This is a genomic window from Amycolatopsis orientalis (assembly GCF_000943515.2).
In the GTDB taxonomy this organism is placed as follows: domain Bacteria; phylum Actinomycetota; class Actinomycetes; order Mycobacteriales; family Pseudonocardiaceae; genus Amycolatopsis; species Amycolatopsis orientalis.
Map to the genome: position 1 here is coordinate 6,789,853 of NZ_CP016174.1, position 22,926 is coordinate 6,812,778.

Here is a 22,926-nt window from a genome sequence, read left to right on the forward strand (position 1 = left end):
TCACGACCCCGCTCAGCCGCGGGACTTCACGCTGCCCGCGATCGCCGCCGTGATCGCCGTCAGGATCCCGAAGATGATCACCAGCGCGATCGCGACACCGTTGCTCTTCTGGAAGCCGAAGATCCACTTGAGGTGCGTGCTCAAAGGCGTTCCCCACAGCAGCGGCGTCGCCACGAGGACCGCCATCACGTAGAACACGCAGAACCCGAACAGTGTCCACGCACCGGGAATCCTGCGGGCGAACGTGAACGCCGCCGCGACCATCAGCACCACGGCGGCGATGACGCCGAAGACGACGTTCTGCATCACCTGGCCGGACCAGCCGCCCTCGGGCGCACTGGCGTAGATGACGTTGTACAGCACGAACCAGACGAGCATGCAGGCGGTGAGGACGCCCAGGATCCCGGCGGTCACCGCGGCCGCGGTGTTCGCCCTCGGCTTGGGCCGCAGACCGTACTGAGGTAACCCGTACTGAGGTAACCCGTGCTGGGGCGGATTCGGCTGCATCGCACTCCTCGCGCGTTCCGGCGACACGAAACCCGCCGCCCGTCATGATCCGCGGTCACTGTAGCGAGGGGTCACCGAGGGCGGCAGCCGGTGGCAGCAAGCTGTCTCTCCTTCAGACGCGCACCTCCTCGACGCGGACCGGGCGGCGTTCGCGGCGCGAGACCTCGCAGGCCTCGGCGATGTAGAACGCCTCCAGCGCGTCCGCCGCTCCGCACGGGCTCGGCGCGCGACCGGCGGCGACGTCGAGGAACGCTTTCAGCTCGCTGACGTACGCGGGGCGGAAGCGTTCCATGAACCCGGGGTAGGCCGGGCCGGGCAACGGCTGGACCCCGGGTTCCACCGAGGTGAGCGGCGTGCGCTCGTCCAGGCCCACCACGGCGTTCCCGGCCGAGCCGAGCACCTCCAACCGTACGTCGTAGCCGGCGCCGTTGTAGCGGGTCAGCGAGACGACGGCCAGCGTGCCGTCGTCCAGGGTCAGGGTCGCGGCCGCGGTGTCGACGTCACCGGCGTCGACGAAGAACCGCTCGCCCTTGTTCGCCCCGACCGCGTACACCTCGACGACCTCGCGGCCGCTGACGAACCGGACGACGTCGAAGTCGTGCACCCCGCAGTCACGGAACAGGCCGCCGGAATGCGCGACGTACTCCGCGGGAGGCGGCGCCGGATCCAAGGTGGTCGCGCGCAAGGTGTGCAGCCAGCCCAGCTCACCCGACGCCACCGCGGCCCGGGCGGCCGCGTAGCCGCCGTCGAACCGGCGCTGGAAACCGATCTGCACCGGGACGTCCGAAGCGGAGATCTTGTCGATCACCGCGAGCGTGCCGGGGATGTCGGCGGCGACGGGTTTCTCGCAGAACACCGGGATCCCCGCGTCCACGGCCCTGAGGATCAGTTCCGGATGCGCGTCCGTGGCGGCCGTGATCACCAGTCCGTCCAAAGAGGACGCGAAGAGCGCGGAGAGGTCGTCCGCGGCCTCGACGCCGAGCTTGGCCGCGGCCGACCGGGCACGTCCGGCGTCGACGTCGGCCACGATCACGGACGAAACCTCGTCGAAGCCCTTCAAGGTTTCGGCGTGCGAAGTGCCGATCCGGCCGGTGCCGGCGAGTCCCAACCTCATTCTCGTGACCTTTCTAAAGCGGGGCGGTGGTGGAGCGGACCACCAGCGACGGATGCAGCAGATGGCGGACCGGTTCGGTGCGTTCGCCCCGGATCCGTTCGAGCAGGGCCTCGACGGCCAGCCGTCCCATTTCGGTGCGCGGCTGGTCCACGGTGGTCAGGGAGAGATGGCGCAGCGCGGCGAGCGAGGTGTTGTCGTAGCCGACGACCGAAACGTCCTCCGGCACCCGCAGGCCCGCCTCTTCCAGTGCGGAGATCGCGCCGACGGCGTTGAAGTCGTTGCCCGCCACCAAGGCCGTCGGCAGCGTCTCCCGGGTGTGGTCGCCGAGCAGTTCGTGCACGGCCTTCTCCCCGGCGGTGTCGGTGTGTTCGCTGCGCACGATGAGCGGATGCAGCCGATGCCGCCGCATCGCCCGCTGATATCCCCGCCGCCGGGCCGCCGCTCCGGCCGCGACCCCGCCGTCCAGATGGGCGATCCGCCGATGCCCCAAGGAGACCAGATGCTCGACGGCCAGCGCGGACCCCGCCTCGCCGTCGTCGTTCACCGTGTCCACCCCTCGTACACGTGAGCTGCGCGAGACGAGGACGACGGGACCTTGTCCGGCCGCTTCCTCGATCGCCGCCGCTGGCAGCACCGGCGACAGCAGGATCACCCCGGCGGGCCGGAAGGAGAGCAGGTTCCGCAGCGCGGCCCGTTCACGGGCGGGACTGCGGCCACCGGTGTTGAGGATCAGGTTGAAGCCCGCCGCCTCGGCCGCCGCGTCGAGCCCTTCGACGACGTCGGCGAAGAACGCGTTGCGCAGATCGGAGACCATCACGCCGAGGACGGTCGAGGTCCGGCTGGCCAGCGACCTGGCCATCGCGTGCGGTTCGTAGCCGAGTTCGTGCGCCGCGCACAGCACTCGCGTCCGCCGTTCGTCGGAGACGTTCGGCGCGTTCCGCATCACCAGTGACACGAGCGCACGGGAAACCCCCGCTTTCGCGGCGACGTCCTCCATCGTCGGTCGTGCCATCTCCGAGTGTCCTCCCCGCCCTTGACTTTACTGTGACGGACGCTACATGATTAGAGCGCTCTAATCAATAGAGCGCTCTAATCCACTCCCCTACCGGAGGTCGCCGATGACATCCCGGATCCGAATCGCCGCCGCCCCGATCTCCTGGGGTGTCTGCGAAGTCCCCGGCTGGGGCCGCGTTCTCGACGCGGGGACCGTACTGGGCGAGATGGCGGAACTGGGGGTGCGCGCCACCGAACTCGGCCCTCCCGGGTATCTCCCGCGCGACCCGGCCGCGCTGCGCGCGCTGCTCGGCGGACACCGGCTGGAACTGGTCGGCGGTTTTCTCGCCGTCGTCCTGCACGAGAATCCCGAGGCCGCCTTGGCGGAGGCGGAGGAGTCCGCGGCGTTGTTCGCCGCGTGCGGTGGCGACATGCTCGTGCTCGCCGCCGCCACGGGGCTCGACGGCTACGACGACCGGCCGGAACTGACCGCCGCCGAATGGGCGACCCTGATCGAAACCTCGGGCGAGATCGCGAAGATCGGCGCACGCCATGGACTTCGCACCGTGCTGCATCCGCATGTGGGGACCCACGTGGAGACCGAGGACGAGGTCGAGCGCTTCCTCGCCGATTCCGATCTCCCGCTGTGCCTGGACACCGGGCATCTCCTGATCGGCGGCACCGACCCGGTCGCGCTGGCCGGCCGCCATCCCGGCCGGGTCGGTCACCTGCACCTCAAGGACGTCCGCGGCGAACTCGCCGAAGACGTCCGCGCCGGAAGGCTTCCCTACGCCGAAGCGGTGGGCAAAGGTTTGTACGTCCCGCTGGGCGAAGGGGACGTCGACATCGAAGCGATGGTCAGGTCCGTCCACGAGGCGGGCTATGCCGGGTGGTACGTCCTCGAGCAGGACACAGCGCTGAGCGAGGGGAGCCCGGAAGACCTGCCGAAACGGGATGTGACCAGGAGCCTGGCCCATCTCGGTGAGATCGTCAGCCGGCTCCCGGCTGCCAGGTAACGGAAGAAGCGAGGAGAGACGACGATGTCCCATCGCTTGAAAGTATTTCTGGTGGCCGTGGCGGGGCTGATGCTCCTGTCCGCGTGCACCGGGCCGAAGGCCGAGGAGAAACGCGCCGAGGGCGCCGCCCCGGTGACGACTCAGCCCGCCGGGCCACTGCGGGTCGCGGTCATCTCGCACGGCACCGCCGGTGACGCCTTCTGGAACGTGGTCAAGAACGGTGCCGAGGAGGCGGGCAGGCAGCTCGGGGTCCAGGTCGAGTACAACTCCGACGGGGATCCCGGAAACCAGGCCAAACTGGTCGACAATGCGGTCGCCCAGCGGGTCGGCGGGCTGGTGGTGTCCATGGCCAACCCCGAAGCGCTCAAGACCTCGGTCGAGAACGCGGTCCGCGCGGGGATCCCGGTCATCACCATCAACTCCGGCGAGGACAAGAGCGCCGCCTACGGCGCGCTCACCCACGTCGGGCAGAACGAGTCCATCGCCGGCGAGGAGGCCGGGAAGAAGTTCAGGGAACTCGGCAAGAAGAAACTGCTCTGCGTGATCCACGAAGCAGGCAACATCGGGCAGGCTCAGCGCTGTGACGGCGCCAAGACCGGGTTCGCGGGCGACGTTCAGACGCTCCAGGTCGACATCAGCAACCCGGCCGACGCGGAATCCCGGATCCGGGGCGCGGTGCAGACCGATTCCTCACTCGACGCGGTGCTGACGCTGAACTCGCAGGTCGCCGCGCGGGCGGTGAGCGCGATCAAGGCGGTCGGCTCGCGGGCGCAGGTCGGCACGTTCGACCTCAACACCGACGTGGTGGGCGCCATCAAGTCCGGCGACGTGGTCTTCGCGGTCGATCAGCAGCAGTACGAGCAGGGTTACCTCCCGGTGCAGTTCCTCAAGCTCTACCGGGACAACGCGAACGTCGTCGGCGGCGGGAAGCCGGTCCTCACCGGGCCCGACCTGGTCGACAAATCCACTGTGGACACCGTCGGCCAGTACGTGCAAAGGGGCACGCGATGACAAGCACCACCCTCGACGAACGGATCGCGAAACCGCGGTTGCTCGACCGGCTGATCGTCCGGCCCGAGATCGGCGCGCTACTCGGCGCCGTCGTGGTCTTCCTGTTCTTCACCCTCGTCACGGACCAGTTCTTCAGCGGCAGTGGGGTGGCGACCTGGCTGGACGACGCCTCGACGCTCGGCATCATGGCGGTCGCCGTCTCCCTGCTGATGATCGGCGGCGAGTTCGACCTTTCGGCCGGTGTCATGACGGCGTCCACCGCGCTCGTCACCGCCACTCTGGCGACGCAGGCGGGCTGGAACGTCTGGCTCGCGTTGCTCGCCTCGCTGGTCTTCGCGCTCGCGGTCGGCGCGTTCAACGGCTGGCTGGTTCTGCGCACCGGACTGCCCAGTTTCATCGTCACCCTGGGCACGTTCCTGGCGTTGCAGGGGCTCAACCTCGGCGTCACGCGGCTGGTCACCGGCACCGTCCAGGTCTCCGGGATGCGCGCGACCGACGGCTACGAGTCCGCCGGTTTCGTCTTCGCGTCCACAGTGGACATCGGCGGGACGGCGTTCCAGATCTCGATCGTCTGGTGGATCGGGTTCGCCTTGGTGGCGGCCTGGCTGCTGGTCCGGACCCGGCTCGGCAACTGGGTCTTCGCCGTCGGCGGCTCCGCGCCGAGTGCGCGCGCGGTCGGCGTTCCGGTGGTGCGCACCAAGATCATGCTGTTCATGACCACCGCGCTCGCCGCGTGGCTGGTCGGCTCGATCAACATCCTGCGGTTCGCGAGCGTCCAGGCGAACCAGGGCATCGGACTGGAGTTCCAGTACATCATCGCGGCCGTGATCGGCGGCTGCCTGCTGACCGGCGGATTCGGTTCGGCGCTCGGCGCCGCGATCGGCGCGCTGATCTTCGGCATGGCACGGCAGGGCATCGTGTTCGCCCGCTGGGACAGCGACTGGTTCATGTTGTTCCTCGGCGTGATGCTGCTGTCCGCGGTCCTGGTCAACAACGCCTTCCGGCGGCGCGCGGAAAGGGTACGGCGATGAGTCATCTCCTCGAGGTCAAGGACGTCGGCAAGACCTACGGCAGCGTGATCGCCTTGCGGGACGTGTCCACCGTGGTCGACGCGGGCGAGGTCACCTGCGTGCTCGGTGACAACGGGGCGGGCAAGTCCACTTTGATCAAGATCCTGTCCGGGGTCCACCAGCACGACAAGGGCGAGTTCCTGGTCGAGGGCGAACCGGTCAGGTTCGCCTCGCCCCGTGAGGCGCTCGACCGCGGTATCGCGACGGTGTACCAGGATCTGGCGGTCGTACCGCTGATGAGCGTGTGGCGGAACTTCTTCCTCGGCTCCGAACCGACGGTCGGTTTCGGCCCGTTCCGGGCGCTGGACCGGAAGAAGGGCCGTGAGACGACCAAGAAGGCGTTGTCCGACATGGGCATCGACCTGCGTGACGTGGAGCAGCCGGTCGGCACGCTGTCCGGCGGCGAGCGGCAGTGCGTCGCCATCGCGCGGGCGGTGCACTTCGGGGCGAAGGTGCTCATCCTCGACGAGCCGACGGCGGCGCTGGGCGTGAAACAGGCGGGTGTCGTGCTCAAGTACGTCGCGCAGGCCCGCGACCGCGGCCTCGGCGTCGTGCTGATCACGCACAACCCGCATCACGCCTATCCCGTGGCCGACAGGTTCCTGCTGCTCAAACGGGGTGCGCCGCTCGGCAGCTACGAGAAGTCCGAGATCGACCTGCCCGAACTGACCCGGCAGATGGCGGGCGGCGCGGAACTGGAAGCCCTCGAACACGAATTGCGAGCCGTGGAGTCCCCTTCATGACCACTCTCGAAGCACTGACCGTCGGCCGGGTCGGGGTGGACCTCTACCCCGAGCAGAGCGGCGTGCCGCTGGCCGGGGTCAGCACCTTCGCCAAATCGCTCGGCGGCACCGCGACCAACGTCGCGGTCGCCGCCGCGCGGCTCGGCCGGTCGACGTCGGTCCTGACGAAGGTCGGCCCGGACGGGTTCGGTGACTACGTACGGCAGGCCCTGCGGGAGTTCGGCGTGTCGCCCGACCACGTCGGGACCTCGGCGGGCCTGCAGACGCCGGTGGTGTTCTGCGAACTGAACCCGCCGTCGGATCCGCCGCTGCTCTTCTACCGCGCCCCGATCGCGCCGGATCTGACCCTCGGCGAGGCCGACGTGCCCTGGGACATCGTGGAAACGGTGCCGCTGTTGTGGGTCACCGGGACCGGCGTGTCCGTCGAACCTGCACGCGGCACACAGCGCGAAATGCTCCGGCGGCGCGGGCGCCGGTCGCATACCGTGCTGGACCTCGACTTCCGGCCGATGTTCTGGCCCGACACCGCGACAGCGCGCGAAGAGATCGGCTGGATGCTCGACCACGTCACGGTCGCCGTGGGCAACCGCGCCGAGGCGGAGGTCGCCGTCGGCACGGCGGATCCCGACGAGGCCGCGTCCCGGATGCTGGCCAGGGGCGTCGGGCTGGCGGTGATCAAGAAGGGGGCCGAGGGTGTCCTGGTGGCCACCTCCGAGGGACGCTGGACGGTGCCGCCGCAGCGGGTCGACGTCGTCTGCGGCCTCGGCGCCGGTGACGGATTCGGTGGTGCGCTGATCCACGGTCTGCTGTCCGGCTGGGATCCGGTGCGCATCGCCGCCTACGCCAACGCGGCGGGCGCGCTCGTCGCTTCCCGGCTCGCCTGCGCCGACGCCATGCCCACCGCCGACGAGATCGAGGAGTTGCTGTGAGCAAGCTGCACCGTCCACTCGGGACACTTTCGGACGAGCGGGACCCGGTCCGGCTCACCCCGGACTCGGCGGGCTGGGACTACAGCGGCCTGAGGGTCCTCTCGCTGGCCGCCGGGGAGTCCCGGGTGGTGCGCACGGGCGAGTACGAAGCGTTTGTCCTGCCGCTGTCCGGCGCGTGCACGGTCCGCGTCGACGGAGCTGTCTTCGAACTCACCGGACGCGACTCGGTGTTCAGCCGGGTCACGGATTTCGCCTACGTGCCACGCGACGCCGAAGTCGAGTTGTCGACGGCCGGCGGCATCGAGCTGGCGCTACCGATGGCGCGCTGCACCCGCCGTTTCGAACCTCGCTACGGGCCGGCGGAGAACGTGCCGGTGGAGGTGCGCGGCGCCGGGCAGGCGACGAGGCAGGTCACCAACTTCGGGGTGCCCGGGGTGTGGGACCACGCCGACAAGCTCAACGCGTGCGAGCTGATCACCCCCGGCGGCAACTGGTCGTCCTATCCGCCGCACAAACACGACGAGGTGTCCGAATGCGAGGTCGTCAACGAGGAGATCTACTACTTCCGCATCGCCGGCCGTGACGGCGTGACCCCTTCACGCGAGGGCTTCGGCCTCCATCGGACGTACACTTCGGACGGTGAGCTGGACGAGGACGTCGCGGTCCGCGACGGCGACGTCTTCCTGATCCCGCGTGGCTATCACGGTCCTTGTGTCGCCGCCCCGGGGTATCCGATGTACTACCTGAACGTCCTGGCCGGGCCCGCGGCCGAACGGTCGATGGCCTTCTGCGACGACCCCGCGCACGGCTGGGTCCGCGAGACCTGGGACGGCCAGGAAGCCGACCCGCGCTGCCCGGTCACGAGCCACGAAGGACGGGTGTCATGAAGCTGACCACCGCACAGGCGCTGGTGCGCTGGCTGCTCGCCCAGCGGTCGGAGACCCTGGACGGCCGGGAGGTGCCGCTGTTCCCCGGGGTGTTCGCGATCTTCGGGCACGGCAACGTACTGGGCCTCGGTACCGCGCTGGAGGAGCACCGCGACGAGCTGCCGGTGTGGCGTGGCCAGACCGAACAGGGCATGGCGCTCGCGGCCGTCGGCTACGCCAAGGCCACGCACCGGCGCCAGGTGGGCGTGGTGACCTCGTCGATCGGGCCCGGCGCGCTGAACATGGTCACCGCGGCCGGGGTCGCGCACGCCAACCGGCTGCCCCTGCTGCTGCTCCCCGGCGACACCTTCACCGGCCGCGCGCCGGATCCGGTGCTCCAGCAGGTCGAGCATTTCGGCGATCCGACGGCCACGGTCAACGACGCCTTCCGCGCGGTGAGCCGGTACTTCGACCGGATCACCCGGCCGGAACAACTGCTTTCGACGCTGCCGCAGGTCGCCAGGGTGCTGACCGATCCGGCGGACGCGGGTCCGGTGACGCTGGCGCTGCCCCAGGACGTCCAGGTGGAGACCTACGACTTCCCGGACGCGCTGTTCGCGCCGGTGACCCATTGCCCGCAGCGTCCCCGCCCGGATCGCCGCGCCCTCACCGAGGCGGCGGGCGTGCTGCGGTCGGCCAGGAAACCGTTGCTGGTGCTCGGGGGCGGGGTCCGGTATTCCGGTGCCGGCGCGCGGGCGATGGCCTTCGCCGAGCGCCACGGCGTCCCGGTCACCGAAACCACGGCCGGGCGCACCCTGGTCCCCCACGACCATCCGCTGCACGCCGGTCCGCTGGGCGTCACCGGCTCGACGTCGGCGAACGTGCTGGCCGCCGAGGCCGACGTCGTCCTGGCCGTCGGGACCCGGTTGCAGGACTTCACCACGGCGTCGTGGACGGTCTTCTCCCCCGGTGTCCGGCTGATCACCCTGAACGCCGCCCGGTTCGACGCGGTCAAGCACGGCGCGATGCCCGTCGTGGGCGACGCCGACGCGAGCCTCGCGGAGCTGGCGGCCCAGCTGGAAAGCTGGCAGGTCGAGACTTCGTGGACCGAGCGCGCCGCCACGGAACGCCGCCGGTGGGACGCGCGGATCGACTCGTTGCGCGCCGTTTCCGGCGAGGTCCCGACCTACGCCCAGGTCGTCGGCGTGGTCAACGACCTCTCCGAACCGCGGGACTACGTGATGACCGCGTCCGGCGGGATGCCGGGAGAGCTGATCGGCGGCTGGCGCGGATCGGGCTCGATCAGCATGGACGTCGAGTACGGATTCTCCTGTATGGGCTACGAACTCGCGGGCGCCTGGGGCGCGGCGATGGCGCATACCGGTGGCCTGGTGACCACGATGCTCGGCGACGGCTCGTACCTGATGCTGAACTCGGAACTGTTTTCGGCCGCCTTCGCCGGCCATCCGTTCGTGGCGGTGGTCTGCGACAACGACGGTTACGCGGTCATCGCCCGGTTGCAGGAGGGGCAAGGAGGCAAGCCGTTCAACAACCTCCTCGCCGACTGCCGGACGGCGCATCCGTCGCCACCGCGGGTCGACTTCGCGCGGCACGCGGAATCGCTGGGGTGCGCGGTGTTCACCGCGTCCTCTGTGGACGATGTGCGGGCGGCCTACGCGAAAGCACGGGAAGCCGCCGTGGCCGAGAAGCGACCGGCGGTGGTCGTCGTGCGCACCCAGCCGAACTCGTGGACCGAGGCCGGCGCCTGGTGGGAGGTCGGCGTTCCGGAGCACCTTTCGGGCCGGGAAGGCTACGACGAGAGAAAGGCCGCCCAGGTGAGGTACCTGGAGGGCCGCATTTAGAGGACTGAACGCGCTACTCGAAGCTGGCGAAGTAGCCGGCGGCCATGTCCTCGTCACCGTGCCCGGCCTGGGACGCGCGGGCGAAGCGGGCACGGCCGGCTTCGATGACGTCCATCCGGATACCCGCGCGGGCCGCGGCTTCGAGCACCAGCCGGGCGTCCTTCTCCGCGTTGTCGACGGAGAAGGCGGTGGTGTAGTCGTTCTTGAGGATCGCGGCGGATTTGCCCTGGAAGTAGCCGTTGTCCATCGGGCTCCCGGTGACGACGTCGACGAAGTGCCGCGGGTCGACGCCGAGACCTTCGGCCAGGGCGAGTGCCTCGCCGACGCCGTGGGTCAGCGCGAGCACCCAGGTGTTCAGCACCAGCTTCAGCCGGCTCGCGGCGCCGGAGCGGCCGTCCTCGCCGACCCACAGCGTGCGCTTGCCGATCGCGTCGAACAGTGGCTGGACGGTGTCGCGCGCCTCGGCCGCGCCCGCCGCCATCACGGTCAGCTGGCCTTGTTCGGCGGGCTGGCGGGTTCCCTGCACCGGCGCGTCGACGAAGACGAGGCCCTGCTCGTCGGCGTAGGCGGCCAGTTCGTCGACGGCCTCGCCCACGGTGCTGAGCTGCACCCAGATCGTGCCGGCGGCGGGGGCGGCCGCGCGGATCGCCTCGAGCACCGCCGCGCCGTCCGTGAGGACGGTGATCACGACCGCGGCGCCCTCGACGGCTTCCGCCGGACTCGCGACGGCCTGGACACCGTCCCCGGACAGGGCTTCGGCCTTGGCCGCGGTGCGGTTCCAGGCGCGTACGCTGAATCCGGCCGCGCTCAGGTTGCGGGCCACCGGGGCGCCGATGATGCCGGTGCCGAGCACCGCGACGGAAACCGTCATGTCCTGCTTTCACTCCTTCTCCAGGGCCAGGGAACGGCCCGGCCTTGATGGAACGTTCGTTAAAGAACGCTTTCACGGGGAATCCGCGCTGCGGCGGGGGCGGGGTTACGAGACCTGGAACATCAGAACGCCTGGATGGTGGTTTCGACGACCTGGGCGAGCGCCCGCCGGTCCGCGGTCTTCCCCAGCACCCGCAGGCCGTACATCGCGGCGAGGGTGAACCGCGCCAGCGCCCGCGGATCACGTTCCGCGCCGATCTCGCCCTCCTGCCGTGCGGCGGCGAACTCGGTGTGGAACGCGTCTTCCACTCGTTCGAAGTTGTGGCGGACGCGGGCGGTGACCTCGTCGTCGATCCCGCCGAGTTCGAGGGCGGCGTTGACGGCGAGACAGCCACGGTGCCCGTCCGAGGAGCCCGTCTCGTCGTCGACCACGTCCATCAGCACGCGCCGGATCCGCTCCCGGATGGTGCCGGGAGCGGTCAGCATCTCCTCCACCCGCGTGGCCGACGTTTCCTCGTACCGGCGCAGCGCCTCCTTGAACAGCTGCTGCTTGCTCGAAAACGAGTGGTACAGGCTTCCCCGGCCCAGGCCGGTGCCTTCGACCAGGTCCTGGGCCGAAGTGGCCGCGTACCCCTTGCGCCAGAACGTGCCGACGGCGGCGTCGAGCACCTCGGTGGGATCGAATCCCTTGGGACGGGGCATGCCGCCAGCATGGCACGTTCTGTAATGCTCGGTCAAATACCCGCGCGGCTCAGTGCTCCCCCAGCAGGGAGCCGAAGCCGCGCACACGGTCGGCGATCCCGTTCTGGCGCAGCGCGTGCCAGTACAGGACGGTGTTGTTCGAGAGGACCGGTTTGCCGAGCCAGAATTCCGCCGCCGCGGCCAGCCGCGACATCGCGACATTGGTCCCGACCTGGACGATCGCTTCGACGTCGGCGCTGTCGATCTCCTTGACCGCGTCCCGGAGTCCGGTCTCGGAGACGTGGGAGATCTTGGCCGGGCTCGGCATTCCGAGGCCCTGGACGCTCAGCAGGTCGTAGCCGCTGTCGGTGAAGAACCGGCTCACCGAATCGTCGCCGACCGGCAGGTACGGCGTGATGACCGCGATCCGGCGGACGTCGTGGGCGGACAGCGCGGCCTTGATCGCTTCCGGGCTCATCGTCACCGGCCTGCCACCCGCGGCCGCCCGCATCGATGCCAGCACTTGACCCTGCGTTTCCGTTCCCTCCCAATAGCTTTCCGGGGAGACCCCGATGAGCACGCAGCCGGGATCGCAGCAGGCGACACTCCGGATCGCCGGATGCGTCGAGGACCGGATGCCGCGCATGACCCGGTCGAAACCGGGCTCGTCGACCATGGGGTCGTCGTCGATGAGCATCCGGCCCGTGTGGTTGGTGACGCCGTCGGGGCGCATCGCGTCCAGTTCCGGCTGGGCCGAGGTGTTGGTGGACGGGACGACGACACCGACCTTGAGGCGGGGACCGAGGGAGTCGGTCACTGCTGGTTCTCCCTTCGTCGGTTCAGCGAGCGGGCCGGGCGCGGATCGCCGAGACCAGTTCGGCGACCCCGTCACGCTTCAAGACGCTGTAGTGATCGCCGTCGAGCGTGATCACCTCCGGCGGCGTGGCCGAATACCCGGAGCTGTTCTCGACGAACGAGTAGTCGTCGCCGTCGGCCTTGAAGAGGGTCACCGGAGCCTCGATCCGCCGCCGCGCCAGTTCGCGGAAGCTGTAGTCGAACTCGTAGGTCTCCTCGACGATGCGGATGATCCGCCGGATCAGCCGTTCGTCGAGGCCGGGCAGCAGGTCCGCCACGAAAGCCACGAAACCTTCTTCGTCGCGGACGGTTTCCCGGCAGGCCAGCGGTTCCGGCCCGGAGATCGACCCGAGGAAGACCGAGAGCAGGATCGTCAGGTACGCCGGGTTCGTGTAGCTCGCCACCCGTTCGCCGCCGCCCCCGACTTCGGGGTTGCCGGGGCAGATCAGCAGCAGGTCGTCCACGCGCTGCCCCTGCTGTTCCAGCTGCCACGCCGCTTCGAAGGCGACACGGGCGCCGAACGAGTAGCCCCACAAAGTGTAAGGCCCCTCCGGCTGGACTCGTCGGATCTCGGCGACGTCGGCCTTCGCCATCTCCTCGACGGTGGCGTAGGGCGTCTCGTCCGCGTTGACTCCGTGGGCCTGCACTCCGTAGAACGGCCGTCCCAGGCCGTTTTCCGTGGCCAGCGGCCGCAGGTTCATCGGGTAGCCGCCGAGTCCGGGCCAGCAGAACACCGGGCTGCCACCGCCGGCCGCCAGCGGGACCAGCCGCGAAGACGGCGTGGCGGAGTCCTCGCCGATGCGGGCGGCGAGATCGGCCAGCTTCGGGCACTCGAAGACGACCTGGAGCGGCAGCCGGATGCCGTACTCGCGATTGATCCGGTTCACCAGGGAGACCGCGATCAGCGAGTTGCCCCCGGCGGCGAAGAAGTCGTCGCGCACCGAGACGTCGTCGTACTTCAGCGCCTTGCCCCATACCTCGGCCAGCCACCGTTCGTGATCCGTCGACGGCGCGACGTACGGCGTGTCACCGCTCGCGGAACGGACGACGTCGGACTCCGCCAGCGCCTTGGCGTCGACCTTTCCGTTGGCGGTCAACGGCAACTCGTCCAGTACGAGGACACGGTTGGGGACCAGGTAGTCCGGCAGGGTCTGGGCCAGCTCGTCCCGGATGATCTCCGCCGGGCCCTTCATGTGCACGGCGTCCTCACGCATTCCCGCACTGCGCTGTTGCTCCCGGCTCACCTTGCCGCCCAGGAAGAAGTACGACGGGCCGGGCGCGATCCCCTGTCCGGCGAGGATGTCGTCGATCCGCCGGGCGGCGGGCAACGGGTTGCCGCTCTTCGAACTGTAGCCCGAGGACATGAGGCCCAGCGCCGAACCGTTGCGCTGCAGGTGATGCAGCTTCGTGCCCAGACCGAGGTACTCGAGCCGTTCCTCGTTCGCGCGGCTGACGGCGGTGATCCCGAAGGCCGCGCGCCCGTACACCTGCTGGTTGATCGCGATCACGTGCCTGGCCTCGATCAGCGTGCCGGAAAGCCGCTCGAAATCCCCGTCCCGCCACCGGTAGGTACCGGCGGGCAGCCCCTCGACCCGGTCCGGATGGGCTTGGACGAACAGTTCGGTGTCGTCCCGTCGCGGCCTGCCGTCGTTGGCGTGCCAGGAGAACGTGCCGAGGTAATGGTCGCCGTCGGCGGCGCCGAGGCGGGCGGCCACGTCGGGGTCGCCCGCCGAGGGGCTGATCGTGAGGCCGTATCCGGGCAGGATCTCCTCGAAGACGCCGACCATGTGGCCCGCTTCGAATTCGAGGACCTCACGGATGTTGTTCTTGTAGACCGGTTCGATGGCCGCGGTGCGGCCGATGAAGTGCACCGAGTGCCCGGTGTTCGTGCTCGGCCCGACGTGGACCAGCGTGTGGTCGATCGGGTGGTAGTAGTGGATCCCGGCGCCGATCCCGTCGAGGCCGCTGGTCTCCAGGTACACCTGCGTCGCGTACAACGCGCCGGGCGAGGCGTAGGCGTACTTCGGCAGCAGCCGCTCGTCGCTGCGGAACTCGCCGAACCATCGCAGCAGTTCGCCCAGTTCGGCGAACGAAAGGTCGCCGGGTGCCCGCGAATACGTGCTGACCGGGCCCGGCGTCAGGAGCGCGGCGAGGTCGTCGCGGGTGACCGTGCCGCCCTCGTAGTACCGGTAGGTCTTGCGCGCGAAGACCTCACGCCGCTGCTGGCCGGTCTCCCGTTTTCCCGGCAGCGCGAGCACCGGACGGCCGTCGAGCTCGGCGGCGGAGCGCACCCCCGGATGGGACAGCTGCGCCTTGACCTGCAGTTTGCTGGCCTTGGACTGATGGTGCCCGCCGTGGTTGCCCTGGTCCATCAGCGCGGCTTCCCGCGGATTCAGTTCCACGCAGGCGACGAGCGCCTTGGAGCCGGTCCGCGCGTCGTCGGTCACCACCGCCGCGGCCCGGCGCACCCAGGTGTGCTCCTCGATCGCCACGGCGATCTCGTCCAGTTCGACGCGGTGGCCGCGCAGCTTGACCTGGTTGTCGGCACGGCCGACGAACTGGAGGGTGCCGTCCGGGTTCCAGTAGGCGAGATCCCCGGTGCGGTACAGCCGTTCCGTCGGCACGAACGGATTCGGCACGAACCGCTCGCGCGTCTGCTCCGGCCGGTTCAGGTAGCCGCGGGCCAGCTGGACCCCGCCGATGTACAGCTCACCCGTCTCCCCGATGTCGACCGGGGCGAGCCGGTCGTCGAGCACGAAGCACTGGGTGTTGTCGACCGGCACGCCGATCGAGATCGTCCCGGCGCCCTCGTCGATCGTGTCCGGATCGACGAGCTGGGCGGTCGCGTTGATCGTGCATTCGGTCGGCCCGTAGAGGTTGACCAGCCGCGCCGACGGCAACTCGCGGGTGAGTTCCTTGGCCAGCTGACGCGAAAGCGCCTCACCGCCCGAGAACACCTTCCGCACCGTGGTGCAGGTCGCGAGGCGTTCCGTGTCGAGCAACGCCTGCAGCAGCGTCGGAACACACTGCAGGGTGGTGACGTCGTGCTTCACCACGGTGTCGATCAGGGCTTCGGGATCCCGGAAGGCGCCGGGCGCGCTCATCACCACCCTGGCGCCCGCGGCGGGCGCCAGGATCTCCCACTGCGCGGCGTCGAAGCTCATCGGTGTCTTCTGCAGCACGGTGACGCTCGTGGCCAGATGACCGCACGCGTGCAGCCAGCGCAGCTGGGAGACGACACCGCGGTGCTCGATCATCACGCCCTTCGGCTTGCCGGTGCTGCCCGAGGTGTAGATGACGTACGCGAGCGAGTCCGGCCGGGGACCGCGCGGAACGTCGCCGGTCGCGCCGCGGGCGTCGGCCACGGACACGATCCGCGTCCCGGCGGGCACCAGCCCGGCGAGCCGCCCGGCGAGATGCGGCTGCGTGACGACGACGCCGGCGCGGCTGTCGTCGAGCATGTAGCGCAGCCGCTCTTCCGGGTATTCCGGGGACAACGGCAGATAAGCGGCACCCGCGGTGAGGATTCCCCACGCGCCGATCATCAGGTCCGCGGAAGGCTCGACGTGAAGACCGACGAGATCGTCCGCGCCGATCCCCAGACCGGCGAGATGGGCGGCGAGTTCCCGGCTCGCTTCTTCGAGTCGGCGAAAGGTCAGTTCCCGGTCACCGTCGACCACGGCCGGAGCGTCCGGCCGCGTTCCCGACCACTGCCGGAGCAGATCCGGAAGGCAGGTCCCGGAACGGATACCGGGCAAAGGCGCGGCGTTCTCGGTAGACGTCATGAAGCATCCCCCAGTGCGAATTCCGTCGTTTCTGTTTCCCGGTCAAAGGAGTGGCGGAGAGCGGCCCGGGATACCGGCCGATAATCGCTAATCCGGAATACGCCCGGCCGACCATTCTTCCCCGCCCTTTGGGGCGACGGGTCTCTCAAGGGGCGGAAAACACGCCACACTCGAAGCATGATTCCCACTTTCGTCTTCGTGCACGGTTCGGGAAGTTCGGCGCACTCCTGGTCGGCCATCCAGCGGGAGATGGCCTCACGCGGGCATCGGACGCTCGCCCTCGATCTCCCCGGCAGGGGCGCGGGTTTCACCAGGGCTTACCACGAGCAGGACCTCGAAACCTTCGCCGCCGAACCGTCGGTGATGAGCGACCTGACCGCGGACGACTTCACCGGGGCGGTCGTCGACGCCGTACAGCGGGTGCGCCCCCACGGCCCGGTCGTCCTCGTCGGGCACAGCTTCGGCGGGCTCCCGGTCACCGCGGCCGCCAACGCGATCCCCGAACTGATCGACCGGCTCGTCTACGTCGCCGCCCAGTGCCCGGTGGACCTCGCGCCCGGGGAATACCCGGCGCTGCCCGAATGGGCGTCCTCCGAACTCTTCCCCGCGCTGGCACCCCTTTTCGTCGGTGACCCGTCGCGCCAGGGGTTCATCCGGATCAACTGGCGTGGCGCCGATCGCGCGGGACGGGCGGCCCTGCGCGACGCCATCGCCGGTGAACTCACCGAAGAGGAATTCCTCCAGGTCGTAGTGACGAGTCAACCGGACGAGGTCTTCTGGCTGACCGACCCCACGTGGGACCTGCGCGCCGACAAGGATTCGTGGGGCCGGATCCCGCGTACGTTCGTCCGGCTGACCGAGGATCGTTCGATGCCGCTCGCCGCGCAGGACCGCTACATCGCCGAGGGCGACGCGCTCACCCCGGACAACCCGTTCGACGTCCGGGACCTCGAGAGCAGTCACGCCGGTTTCTTCCGGAAGCCCGCCGGACTGGCCGGGATCCTCGACGACCTCAGCGTCCGAGCAGCCGCCGGATCTCGGTGACGGCGGCGCGGCCCGCGCGGTTCGCGCCGACGGTGCTGGCGGACGGGCCGTAGCCGATCAGGTGCAGTCTCGGTTCGGCGACGACGCGGGTGCCGTCCATCCGGATGCCGCCCCCGGACGCGCGCAGGCGCAGTGGCGCGAGATGGTCGATGGCGGCGCGGAAACCGGTGGCCCACAGGATGATGTCGGCGGGCTCGAAGGTGCCGTCCGCCCACACCACGCCGTCCGCGGTGATCCGCTCGAACATCGGGCGGCGGTCGAGGATGCCCGCGTCCAGCCCCGCCCGAACCTCGGGTGTCACCGCCAGATCGGTCACGCTGACGACGCTTTCCGGCGGCAGGCCGGCCCGGACCCGCCGGTCGACCTTGGCGACGGCTTCACGGCCCCAGTCCTCGCTGAACGGCTCGTCGCGCCAGACCGGCGGGCGCCGGGTCACCCAGCGCGCCGACCGGGCGTGGGGCGCGATCTCCAGCAGCAGCTGGACGGCCGACGCCCCGCCGCCGACCACGACGACACGCTTGTTCCGGAAGTCACCGACACCGGTGTAGTCGGCGGTGTGCAGCTGACGGCCGCGGAAGGTCTCCTGTCCCGGGTAGTACGGCCAGAACGGCCGGTCCCAGGTGCCGGTCGCGCTGATCACCGCACGGGCGGCCCACGTTTCGGCCGCGCTCGCGACGACCAGCCTGTCGCCCTCGGCGTTCACCGACAGGACGTCGACGGGGCGATGGACCGGAAGGTCGAAGGTGCGTTCGAAACGGCCGAAGTAGTCGGAAACGACTTCGGCGGCGGGCAGTTTCGGATCCGGGACGCCGAAGGCCATCCCGGGAAGGTCGTAGACGCCGTGGACCTTCTCCATCACCAGCGAAGGCCAGCGGTACTGCCACGCGCCACCGGGTCGTTTGCCGTGGTCGAGCACGACGAAGCCGGCCTCGTTGGCGAATCCCGCGCGACGCAGGTGGTACGCCGCCGAGAGACCGGCCTGGCCCGCCCCGATCACCGCCACGTCGACTTCGTGATCCGCCTTCATATCGGGTTCAACGGTGGCGGACTCCCGATATTTCTCTTCAGGTCACAGCGCCGCCTAGGTCACACCCGGCGCTTCAGTGCCCGCACGATCGCGACGATCAGGAGCACCCCGGCGAGGGCGATCAGCACCGGCGCGGCCCGTCTGGCCACCGACCCGCCCGCGTACTCCATCAGGTCGATGGCCTCGCCCTCGGGCACCGGCTTGACCGCCTGCAACGGCGGGCGTTCTTGGGGTTTCTCGGGTTCGGGCGTGCCGAGTTCACCGGACAGACACTCCGCGAACGAGTCGAGGATCTTGCCGCCGACCTCGGAGATCATCCCGCGCCCGAACTGCGCCGGTTTGCCGGTGACCGAAAGATCCGTGGCGACGGCGCCATGGGTGACGCCGTCCTTCTCCGTCAAGGTGAGCGTCACCGTCGCCGACGCCGTACCCGCGCCGCGGGCGTCCTTGCCGGACGCCTTGATCACCACCCGTTTCGCGTCCGCGTCCTTTTCGACGAACTCGCCGGACCCCTTGTAGAGGAGGGAGATCGGCCCGAGCTTGACCTTCACCGTGCCTTTGAAGGTGTCGCCTTCGACCCCGGTGACGGTGGCACCCGGCATGCACGGCGCCACCCGCTCCGGATCGACGACGGCCCGCCAGACCTCGTCGGCCGGGGCCAGGACGGTGAATTCGTGGTCGAGCCGCACGGGCCGACCTCCCTTCTCTTCGTCAGGAACCTGCCGCGGCGAGAACCGCCCGTCCGGTCAGCACCCTGGCGAGGTGCTGCCGGTATTCGACGTCGGAGTTGCCGTCGGCCATCGGATCCGTGCCCTCGGCCGCGCGTTCGGCCGCGCCGCGGATCGCCTCGGCGGTGGCCGCGCAGCCGACCAGCGCCGCCTCGACCCCGGCCGCCCGCACCGGTGTCGAGCCCATGTTGGTGAGCGCGACCCGCGCCTCCTCGATGGTGCCCGCCTCGGTGCGGACGCAGGCCGCGACGGCGACCATCGACCACGCCTGCGCGACCCGGTTGAACTTCTCGTAGTGGGCACGCCAGCCGGTGTGCTTCGGCACGCGGACCTCGACCAGGAGCTCGTCCGCGGCGAGCGCGGTGGTGAACATGTCCTGGAAGAAGTCCGCCGCGGGCACCGTTCGCCGCCCGCCCGGTCCGGCCACGACGAGTTCGCAGCCGAGCGCGAGCACGGGCGCCGGCAGGTCGCCGGCGGGATCGGCGTGCGCGAGGGCGCCGCCGAACGTGCCGCGGTGGCGGATCTGCGGATCGGCCACCGTGTCGGTGGCGGATTTGAGCAGCGCGGCGTGCTCGGCGATCAGCGCGTCCCGCTGGACGTCGTAATGCGTGGTCATCGAGCCGATGACCAGTGCGTCACCCTCCTCACGGACACCGCGCAGCTCACCGATCTTCCCGAGGTCGATCAGCGTGGTCGGCGTGGCGAGCCGCATCCGCAGGACCGGCAGCAGGCTTTGCCCGCCCGCCAGCACCTTGGCGTCCTCGCCCGCCTCGGCGAGGGCACTGATCGCCTCGTCCACTGTGGACGGAGCGACGTAGTCGAACGGGGCGGGGATCACTGGGCACCTCCGGAAGCGTCGATCGAACCGAGACCGCCACCGGCTTCGGACCCCAGCCCGCCCGCCGACGCCGTCCGGTGCTGGATGGCGTGCCAGACCCGCATCGGCGTCAGCGGCATTTCGATGTCGTTCACGCCGAAATGGCGGACGGCGTCGATCACGGCGTTGACCACGGCCGGGGTCGAGGCGATCGTGCCTGCCTCGCCGACCCCCTTGGCGCCCAACGGGTTCGTCGTCGACGGGGTCTCGGTGCGGTCGGTGGTGAAGGAGGGCAGGTCGGCCGCCGACGGGAGCAGGTAGTCGGCGAACGTCCCGGTGGTCAGCGTCCCGCCCTCGTCGTGGACGGCCTCCTCGAACAGCGCCTGCGCGATGCCCTGCGCGAGCCCGCCGTGCACCTGGCCTTCGACGATCAGCGGATTGACGGCCACCCCGACGTCGTCGACGCAGACGTAGGACCGCAACCGCACCCGTCCGGTCTCGGTGTCGACCTCGGCCGCGCACAGATGCGTGCCGTGCGGGAAGGAGAAGTTCTCCGGATCGAAGGTGTCCGCCGAATCCAGCGAGGGCTCGACCCCGTCCGGCAGGTTGTGCGCCGAGAACACCGCCCACGCGATGTCCTGGATCGACGTCGACGAATCCGTGCCCTTGACGGTGAACTTGCCCGCCTCGAACTCGAGGTCGTCTTCGGAGCATTCCATCAGATGCGCGGCGATCGGCTTCGCCTTGGCGAGCACCTTGTCCGCCGCCTTCATCACCGCGATCCCGCCGACGACCAGCGATCGCGAACCGTAGGTGTCCATGCCCTTGTGCGAGGACTGGGTGTCGCCGTGGAGGACCTCGACGTCCTCGAACGGGACGCCGAGTTTGTCGGCGACGATCTGGCTCCACGCCGTCTCGTGCCCCTGTCCGTGTGCGGAGGCGCCGGTGATCACCTCGATCTTGCCGGTCGGCAGTACCCGGATCTCCGCGTGTTCCCAGCCGCCCGCCGCGTAGTCCAGCGAACCGAGCACCCGCGACGGCGCCAGCCCGCACATCTCGGTGAACGTCGAGATGCCGATACCGAGCTGGACCGGGTCGCCCGCTTCCCGCCGTTCCCGCTGTTCGCGGCGGAGGCCGTCGTAGTCGAACAGCTCCTTGGCCTTGGCGGTGGCCGCCTCGTAGTCACCCGAGTCGTAGGTCAGCCCGGCCACCGTGGTGAACGGGAACTCCTCGTGTTTGATCCAGTTCTTCTCGCGGAGCTCCAACGGGTCCATATCCAGTTCGACGGCGAGTTCGTCCATCATCCGCTCGATCCCGAACGTGGCCTCCGGCCGCCCGGCGCCGCGGTAGGCGTCGGTGAGCGTGGTGTTGGTGAACACGTTGGTGCAGGCGAAGTGGTACGCCGGGAATTTGTAGATGGCGTTGAACATGAACGCGCCGAGGATCGGCACGCCAGGGCCGACGAGGCCGAGGTACGCGCCCATGTCGGCGAGCAGTTCGACCTTGAGCCCGGTCACCGTGCCGTCGCGGTTCGCGGTGATGGTGAGGTCCTGGATCTGGTCGCGGCCGTGATGCGCGGCGACCATCGTCTCCGAACGCGACTCGGTCCACTTGACCGGTTTGCCCAGCCGCCGCGCGATCAGCGTCGCCATCATCTCTTCGGGCAGCACGGCGATCTTGCCGCCGAACCCGCCGCCGACGTCCGGCGCGATCACCCGCACCTTGTGCTCGGGGAGGCCGAGCGTGGCCGCGGTCATCGTCTTGAGGATGTGCGGGATCTGCGTGGCCGACCACATCACCAGCTGGTTGCCGGTGGGGTCGACGACGCATGACCGCGGTTCCATGAACGCCGGGACCAGCCGTTGCTGCCGGAAACGCCGTTTGAGCACGACCTCCGAGTTCGCGATCGCGTCCTCGACGCTGGATCCCGTTCCCGCGTCGGCGGAATCGAAGACCCAGACGGCGTTCTGGTTCGTCCCGAGCTCTTCGTGGACCAGCGGCGCGCCCTCGGCGAGCGCGTTCTCAAGCCCGAGGACGACCGGCAGTTCGTCGTACTCGACGTCGATCGCTTCGAGCGCGTCGTGCGCTTCGGCCGACGTGCGGGCGACGACCACCGCGACGCCTTCACCGGCGAAGTTCACCGTGTCGGAGGCGAGGACGGGGCGCCTCGGCGATTTCATGTCGGGGGTGATCGGCCACGCGCACGGCATGCCGATGGCGCTTTCGGGGTCGAGGTCCTTACCGGTGAACACCGCGACGACACCCGGCGCCGACTTCGCCTCGGTGACGTCGATCGAGGTGATCCTGGCGTGCGCGAACGGGCTCCGGAGCACCGCGAGGTGCAGCATGCCGGGCAGCGTCAGGTTGTCGGTCCAGCGGGTCCTGCCGGTGATGAGGCGCTCGTCCTCCTTGCGACGGCGGGATTTGCCCACCTCCGGTTCGATCGTGGAGGTCATCACTCACCACCCGCGCCGACGCGGGAGGCGGTGTCCGAGGCGAGCCGCTCGGCCTCCGGACCGGCACCGGGCCGCATCTGGTGGGCGGCATCGCGGACCGCGCGGACGATGTTCTGGTACCCCGTGCAGCGGCACAGGTTGCCTTCGAGTCCTTCCCGCACGGCCTTCTCGTCCGGATCGGGATTGTCGGCGAGCAGGTCGATGGACTGCATGATCATGCCGGGCGTGCAGAAACCGCACTGGAGCGCGTGGTTCTCGTGGAAGGCCTTCTGCACCGGGTGGAGTTCGCCGTCACGGGCCAGGCCCTCGATCGTGGTGACCTCGCAGCCGTCGGCCTGGACCGCGAGTACCGAACAGGACTTCACGCTGTGCCCGTCGAGGTGGACGGTGCAGGCACCGCAGTTGCTGGTGTCGCAACCGACCACGGTGCCTACCTTCCCGACCCGTTCGCGCAGATGGTGCACGAGGAGGGTGCGGGGCTCGACGTCGTCTGTGTAGCTGGTGCCGTCGACGGTGACGGTGATGCGCATCAGGCCTCCAAAAGCAAGAGAA

General features: G+C 69.7%; 20 protein-coding genes. 8 read left to right on the forward strand and 12 right to left on the reverse strand.

The features are described from left to right. Nucleotides 1-12 precede the first annotated feature (12 nt). From SD37_RS29350 to SD37_RS29360, 3 genes are all read right to left on the reverse strand, one after another. A complete protein-coding gene (locus SD37_RS29350; protein WP_044855369.1) occupies nucleotides 13-507 on the reverse strand; it encodes a hypothetical protein in 495 nt (164 codons plus the stop codon). A 112-nt stretch (nucleotides 508-619) separates the two neighbouring features. Then, complete coding sequence (locus SD37_RS29355; protein WP_044855370.1) at nucleotides 620-1,621, reverse strand: Gfo/Idh/MocA family protein; 1,002 nt, start codon at nucleotides 1,619-1,621, stop codon at nucleotides 620-622. Between the two features lie 13 nt (nucleotides 1,622-1,634). Then, entirely contained in the window at nucleotides 1,635-2,633 is a 999-nt protein-coding gene (locus SD37_RS29360) for a LacI family DNA-binding transcriptional regulator (RefSeq protein WP_044855371.1), read from the reverse strand. A gap of 106 nt (nucleotides 2,634-2,739) precedes the next feature. Here SD37_RS29360 and SD37_RS29365 point away from each other — a divergent pair, with 106 nt between their 5' ends. The 7 genes from SD37_RS29365 to iolD are packed head-to-tail and all read left to right on the forward strand — an operon-like array spanning nucleotide 2,740 to nucleotide 10,111. Beyond that, nucleotides 2,740-3,630, forward strand: coding sequence for a sugar phosphate isomerase/epimerase family protein (locus tag SD37_RS29365; protein WP_044855372.1), 891 nt, complete (start codon nucleotides 2,740-2,742; stop codon nucleotides 3,628-3,630). 24 nt (nucleotides 3,631-3,654) lie between these two features. Further along, nucleotides 3,655-4,641: a sugar ABC transporter substrate-binding protein gene (locus SD37_RS29370; RefSeq protein ID WP_044855373.1), complete on the forward strand. Its 987-nt coding sequence runs from the start codon at nucleotides 3,655-3,657 to the stop codon at nucleotides 4,639-4,641. Then, nucleotides 4,638-5,672, forward strand: a complete 1,035-nt coding sequence (locus SD37_RS29375) for an ABC transporter permease (protein ID WP_044855374.1) — start codon at nucleotides 4,638-4,640, stop codon at nucleotides 5,670-5,672. The genes SD37_RS29370 and SD37_RS29375 overlap by 4 nt, the downstream gene beginning before the upstream one ends. Then, complete coding sequence (locus SD37_RS29380) at nucleotides 5,669-6,454, forward strand: ATP-binding cassette domain-containing protein (protein ID WP_044855375.1); 786 nt, start codon at nucleotides 5,669-5,671, stop codon at nucleotides 6,452-6,454. Before SD37_RS29375 ends, SD37_RS29380 begins: the two co-directional genes overlap by 4 nt. Further along, nucleotides 6,451-7,383 (forward strand): 5-dehydro-2-deoxygluconokinase, encoded by a 933-nt coding sequence (iolC, locus tag SD37_RS29385; protein ID WP_044855376.1) that lies wholly within the window; start codon nucleotides 6,451-6,453, stop codon nucleotides 7,381-7,383. The genes SD37_RS29380 and iolC overlap by 4 nt, the downstream gene beginning before the upstream one ends. After that, the gene (gene iolB / locus SD37_RS29390; protein ID WP_044855377.1) at nucleotides 7,380-8,270 is read left to right on the forward strand and encodes a 5-deoxy-glucuronate isomerase; all 891 of its coding nucleotides are present in this window, start codon (nucleotides 7,380-7,382) and stop codon (nucleotides 8,268-8,270) included. The genes iolC and iolB overlap by 4 nt, the downstream gene beginning before the upstream one ends. Next, nucleotides 8,267-10,111, forward strand: coding sequence for a 3D-(3,5/4)-trihydroxycyclohexane-1,2-dione acylhydrolase (decyclizing) (gene iolD / locus SD37_RS29395; RefSeq protein WP_174567863.1), 1,845 nt, complete (start codon nucleotides 8,267-8,269; stop codon nucleotides 10,109-10,111). The genes iolB and iolD overlap by 4 nt, the downstream gene beginning before the upstream one ends. Nucleotides 10,112-10,124: 13 nt before the next feature. On the opposite strand, the gene SD37_RS29400 is transcribed toward iolD, so the two are convergent. From SD37_RS29400 to SD37_RS29415, 4 genes are all read right to left on the reverse strand, one after another. Then, the gene (locus SD37_RS29400) at nucleotides 10,125-10,982 is read right to left on the reverse strand and encodes an NAD(P)-dependent oxidoreductase (protein WP_044855378.1); all 858 of its coding nucleotides are present in this window, start codon (nucleotides 10,980-10,982) and stop codon (nucleotides 10,125-10,127) included. A 122-nt stretch (nucleotides 10,983-11,104) separates the two neighbouring features. Then, on the reverse strand, nucleotides 11,105-11,683 hold the full coding sequence (locus SD37_RS29405) for a TetR/AcrR family transcriptional regulator (RefSeq protein ID WP_044855379.1): 579 nt from the start codon (nucleotides 11,681-11,683) through the stop codon (nucleotides 11,105-11,107). A 49-nt stretch (nucleotides 11,684-11,732) separates the two neighbouring features. Then, nucleotides 11,733-12,479, reverse strand: coding sequence for a maleate cis-trans isomerase family protein (locus SD37_RS29410; protein WP_044855380.1), 747 nt, complete (start codon nucleotides 12,477-12,479; stop codon nucleotides 11,733-11,735). Nucleotides 12,480-12,501: 22 nt separating this feature from the next. Then, nucleotides 12,502-16,302 (reverse strand): non-ribosomal peptide synthetase family protein, encoded by a 3,801-nt coding sequence (locus SD37_RS29415; RefSeq protein WP_044855381.1) that lies wholly within the window; start codon nucleotides 16,300-16,302, stop codon nucleotides 12,502-12,504. A gap of 177 nt (nucleotides 16,303-16,479) precedes the next feature. Here SD37_RS29415 and SD37_RS29420 point away from each other — a divergent pair, with 177 nt between their 5' ends. Further along, nucleotides 16,480-17,346, forward strand: a complete 867-nt coding sequence (locus tag SD37_RS29420; protein ID WP_044855382.1) for an alpha/beta fold hydrolase — start codon at nucleotides 16,480-16,482, stop codon at nucleotides 17,344-17,346. On the opposite strand, the gene SD37_RS29425 is transcribed toward SD37_RS29420, so the two are convergent. From SD37_RS29425 to SD37_RS29445, 5 genes are read right to left on the reverse strand one after another with little or no spacing between them, the layout of a single operon-like run. After that, nucleotides 17,315-18,373, reverse strand: coding sequence for an NAD(P)-binding domain-containing protein (locus tag SD37_RS29425; RefSeq protein WP_044855383.1), 1,059 nt, complete (start codon nucleotides 18,371-18,373; stop codon nucleotides 17,315-17,317). The genes SD37_RS29420 and SD37_RS29425 overlap by 32 nt on opposite strands. A 59-nt stretch (nucleotides 18,374-18,432) precedes the next feature. After that, nucleotides 18,433-19,062 (reverse strand): SRPBCC family protein, encoded by a 630-nt coding sequence (locus SD37_RS29430; protein ID WP_044855384.1) that lies wholly within the window; start codon nucleotides 19,060-19,062, stop codon nucleotides 18,433-18,435. A gap of 22 nt (nucleotides 19,063-19,084) precedes the next feature. Next, nucleotides 19,085-19,939: an FAD binding domain-containing protein gene (locus tag SD37_RS29435; RefSeq protein ID WP_044855385.1), complete on the reverse strand. Its 855-nt coding sequence runs from the start codon at nucleotides 19,937-19,939 to the stop codon at nucleotides 19,085-19,087. Next, nucleotides 19,936-22,374 carry a xanthine dehydrogenase family protein molybdopterin-binding subunit gene (locus SD37_RS29440; RefSeq protein ID WP_044855386.1) on the reverse strand — a complete coding sequence of 813 codons (2,439 nt, stop codon included), beginning with the start codon at nucleotides 22,372-22,374 and terminating at the stop codon, nucleotides 19,936-19,938. Before SD37_RS29440 ends, SD37_RS29435 begins: the two co-directional genes overlap by 4 nt. After that, a complete protein-coding gene (locus SD37_RS29445; RefSeq protein ID WP_037303592.1) occupies nucleotides 22,374-22,904 on the reverse strand; it encodes a (2Fe-2S)-binding protein in 531 nt (176 codons plus the stop codon). Before SD37_RS29445 ends, SD37_RS29440 begins: the two co-directional genes overlap by 1 nt. Between the last annotated feature and the right edge of the window lie 22 nt (nucleotides 22,905-22,926).

Bases quoted from the DNA above. Each gene is read 5' to 3' on its own strand.
- SD37_RS29350 (WP_044855369.1), bottom strand. From the start codon at position 507: ATGCAGCCGAATCCGCCCCAGCACGGGTTACCTCAGTACGGGTTACCT.
- SD37_RS29355 (WP_044855370.1), bottom strand. From the start codon at position 1,621: ATGAGGTTGGGACTCGCCGGCACCGGCCGGATCGGCACTTCGCACGCC.
- SD37_RS29360 (WP_044855371.1), bottom strand. From the start codon at position 2,633: ATGGCACGACCGACGATGGAGGACGTCGCCGCGAAAGCGGGGGTTTCC.
- SD37_RS29365 (WP_044855372.1), top strand. From the start codon at position 2,740: ATGACATCCCGGATCCGAATCGCCGCCGCCCCGATCTCCTGGGGTGTC.
- SD37_RS29370 (WP_044855373.1), top strand. From the start codon at position 3,655: ATGTCCCATCGCTTGAAAGTATTTCTGGTGGCCGTGGCGGGGCTGATG.
- SD37_RS29375 (WP_044855374.1), top strand. From the start codon at position 4,638: ATGACAAGCACCACCCTCGACGAACGGATCGCGAAACCGCGGTTGCTC.
- SD37_RS29380 (WP_044855375.1), top strand. From the start codon at position 5,669: ATGAGTCATCTCCTCGAGGTCAAGGACGTCGGCAAGACCTACGGCAGC.
- iolC (WP_044855376.1), top strand. From the start codon at position 6,451: ATGACCACTCTCGAAGCACTGACCGTCGGCCGGGTCGGGGTGGACCTC.
- iolD (WP_174567863.1), top strand. From the start codon at position 8,267: ATGAAGCTGACCACCGCACAGGCGCTGGTGCGCTGGCTGCTCGCCCAG.
- SD37_RS29400 (WP_044855378.1), bottom strand. From the start codon at position 10,982: ATGACGGTTTCCGTCGCGGTGCTCGGCACCGGCATCATCGGCGCCCCG.
- SD37_RS29405 (WP_044855379.1), bottom strand. From the start codon at position 11,683: ATGCCCCGTCCCAAGGGATTCGATCCCACCGAGGTGCTCGACGCCGCC.
- SD37_RS29415 (WP_044855381.1), bottom strand. From the start codon at position 16,302: ATGACGTCTACCGAGAACGCCGCGCCTTTGCCCGGTATCCGTTCCGGG.
- SD37_RS29420 (WP_044855382.1), top strand. From the start codon at position 16,480: ATGATTCCCACTTTCGTCTTCGTGCACGGTTCGGGAAGTTCGGCGCAC.
- SD37_RS29425 (WP_044855383.1), bottom strand. From the start codon at position 18,373: ATGAAGGCGGATCACGAAGTCGACGTGGCGGTGATCGGGGCGGGCCAG.
- SD37_RS29440 (WP_044855386.1), bottom strand. From the start codon at position 22,374: ATGACCTCCACGATCGAACCGGAGGTGGGCAAATCCCGCCGTCGCAAG.
- SD37_RS29445 (WP_037303592.1), bottom strand. From the start codon at position 22,904: ATGCGCATCACCGTCACCGTCGACGGCACCAGCTACACAGACGACGTC.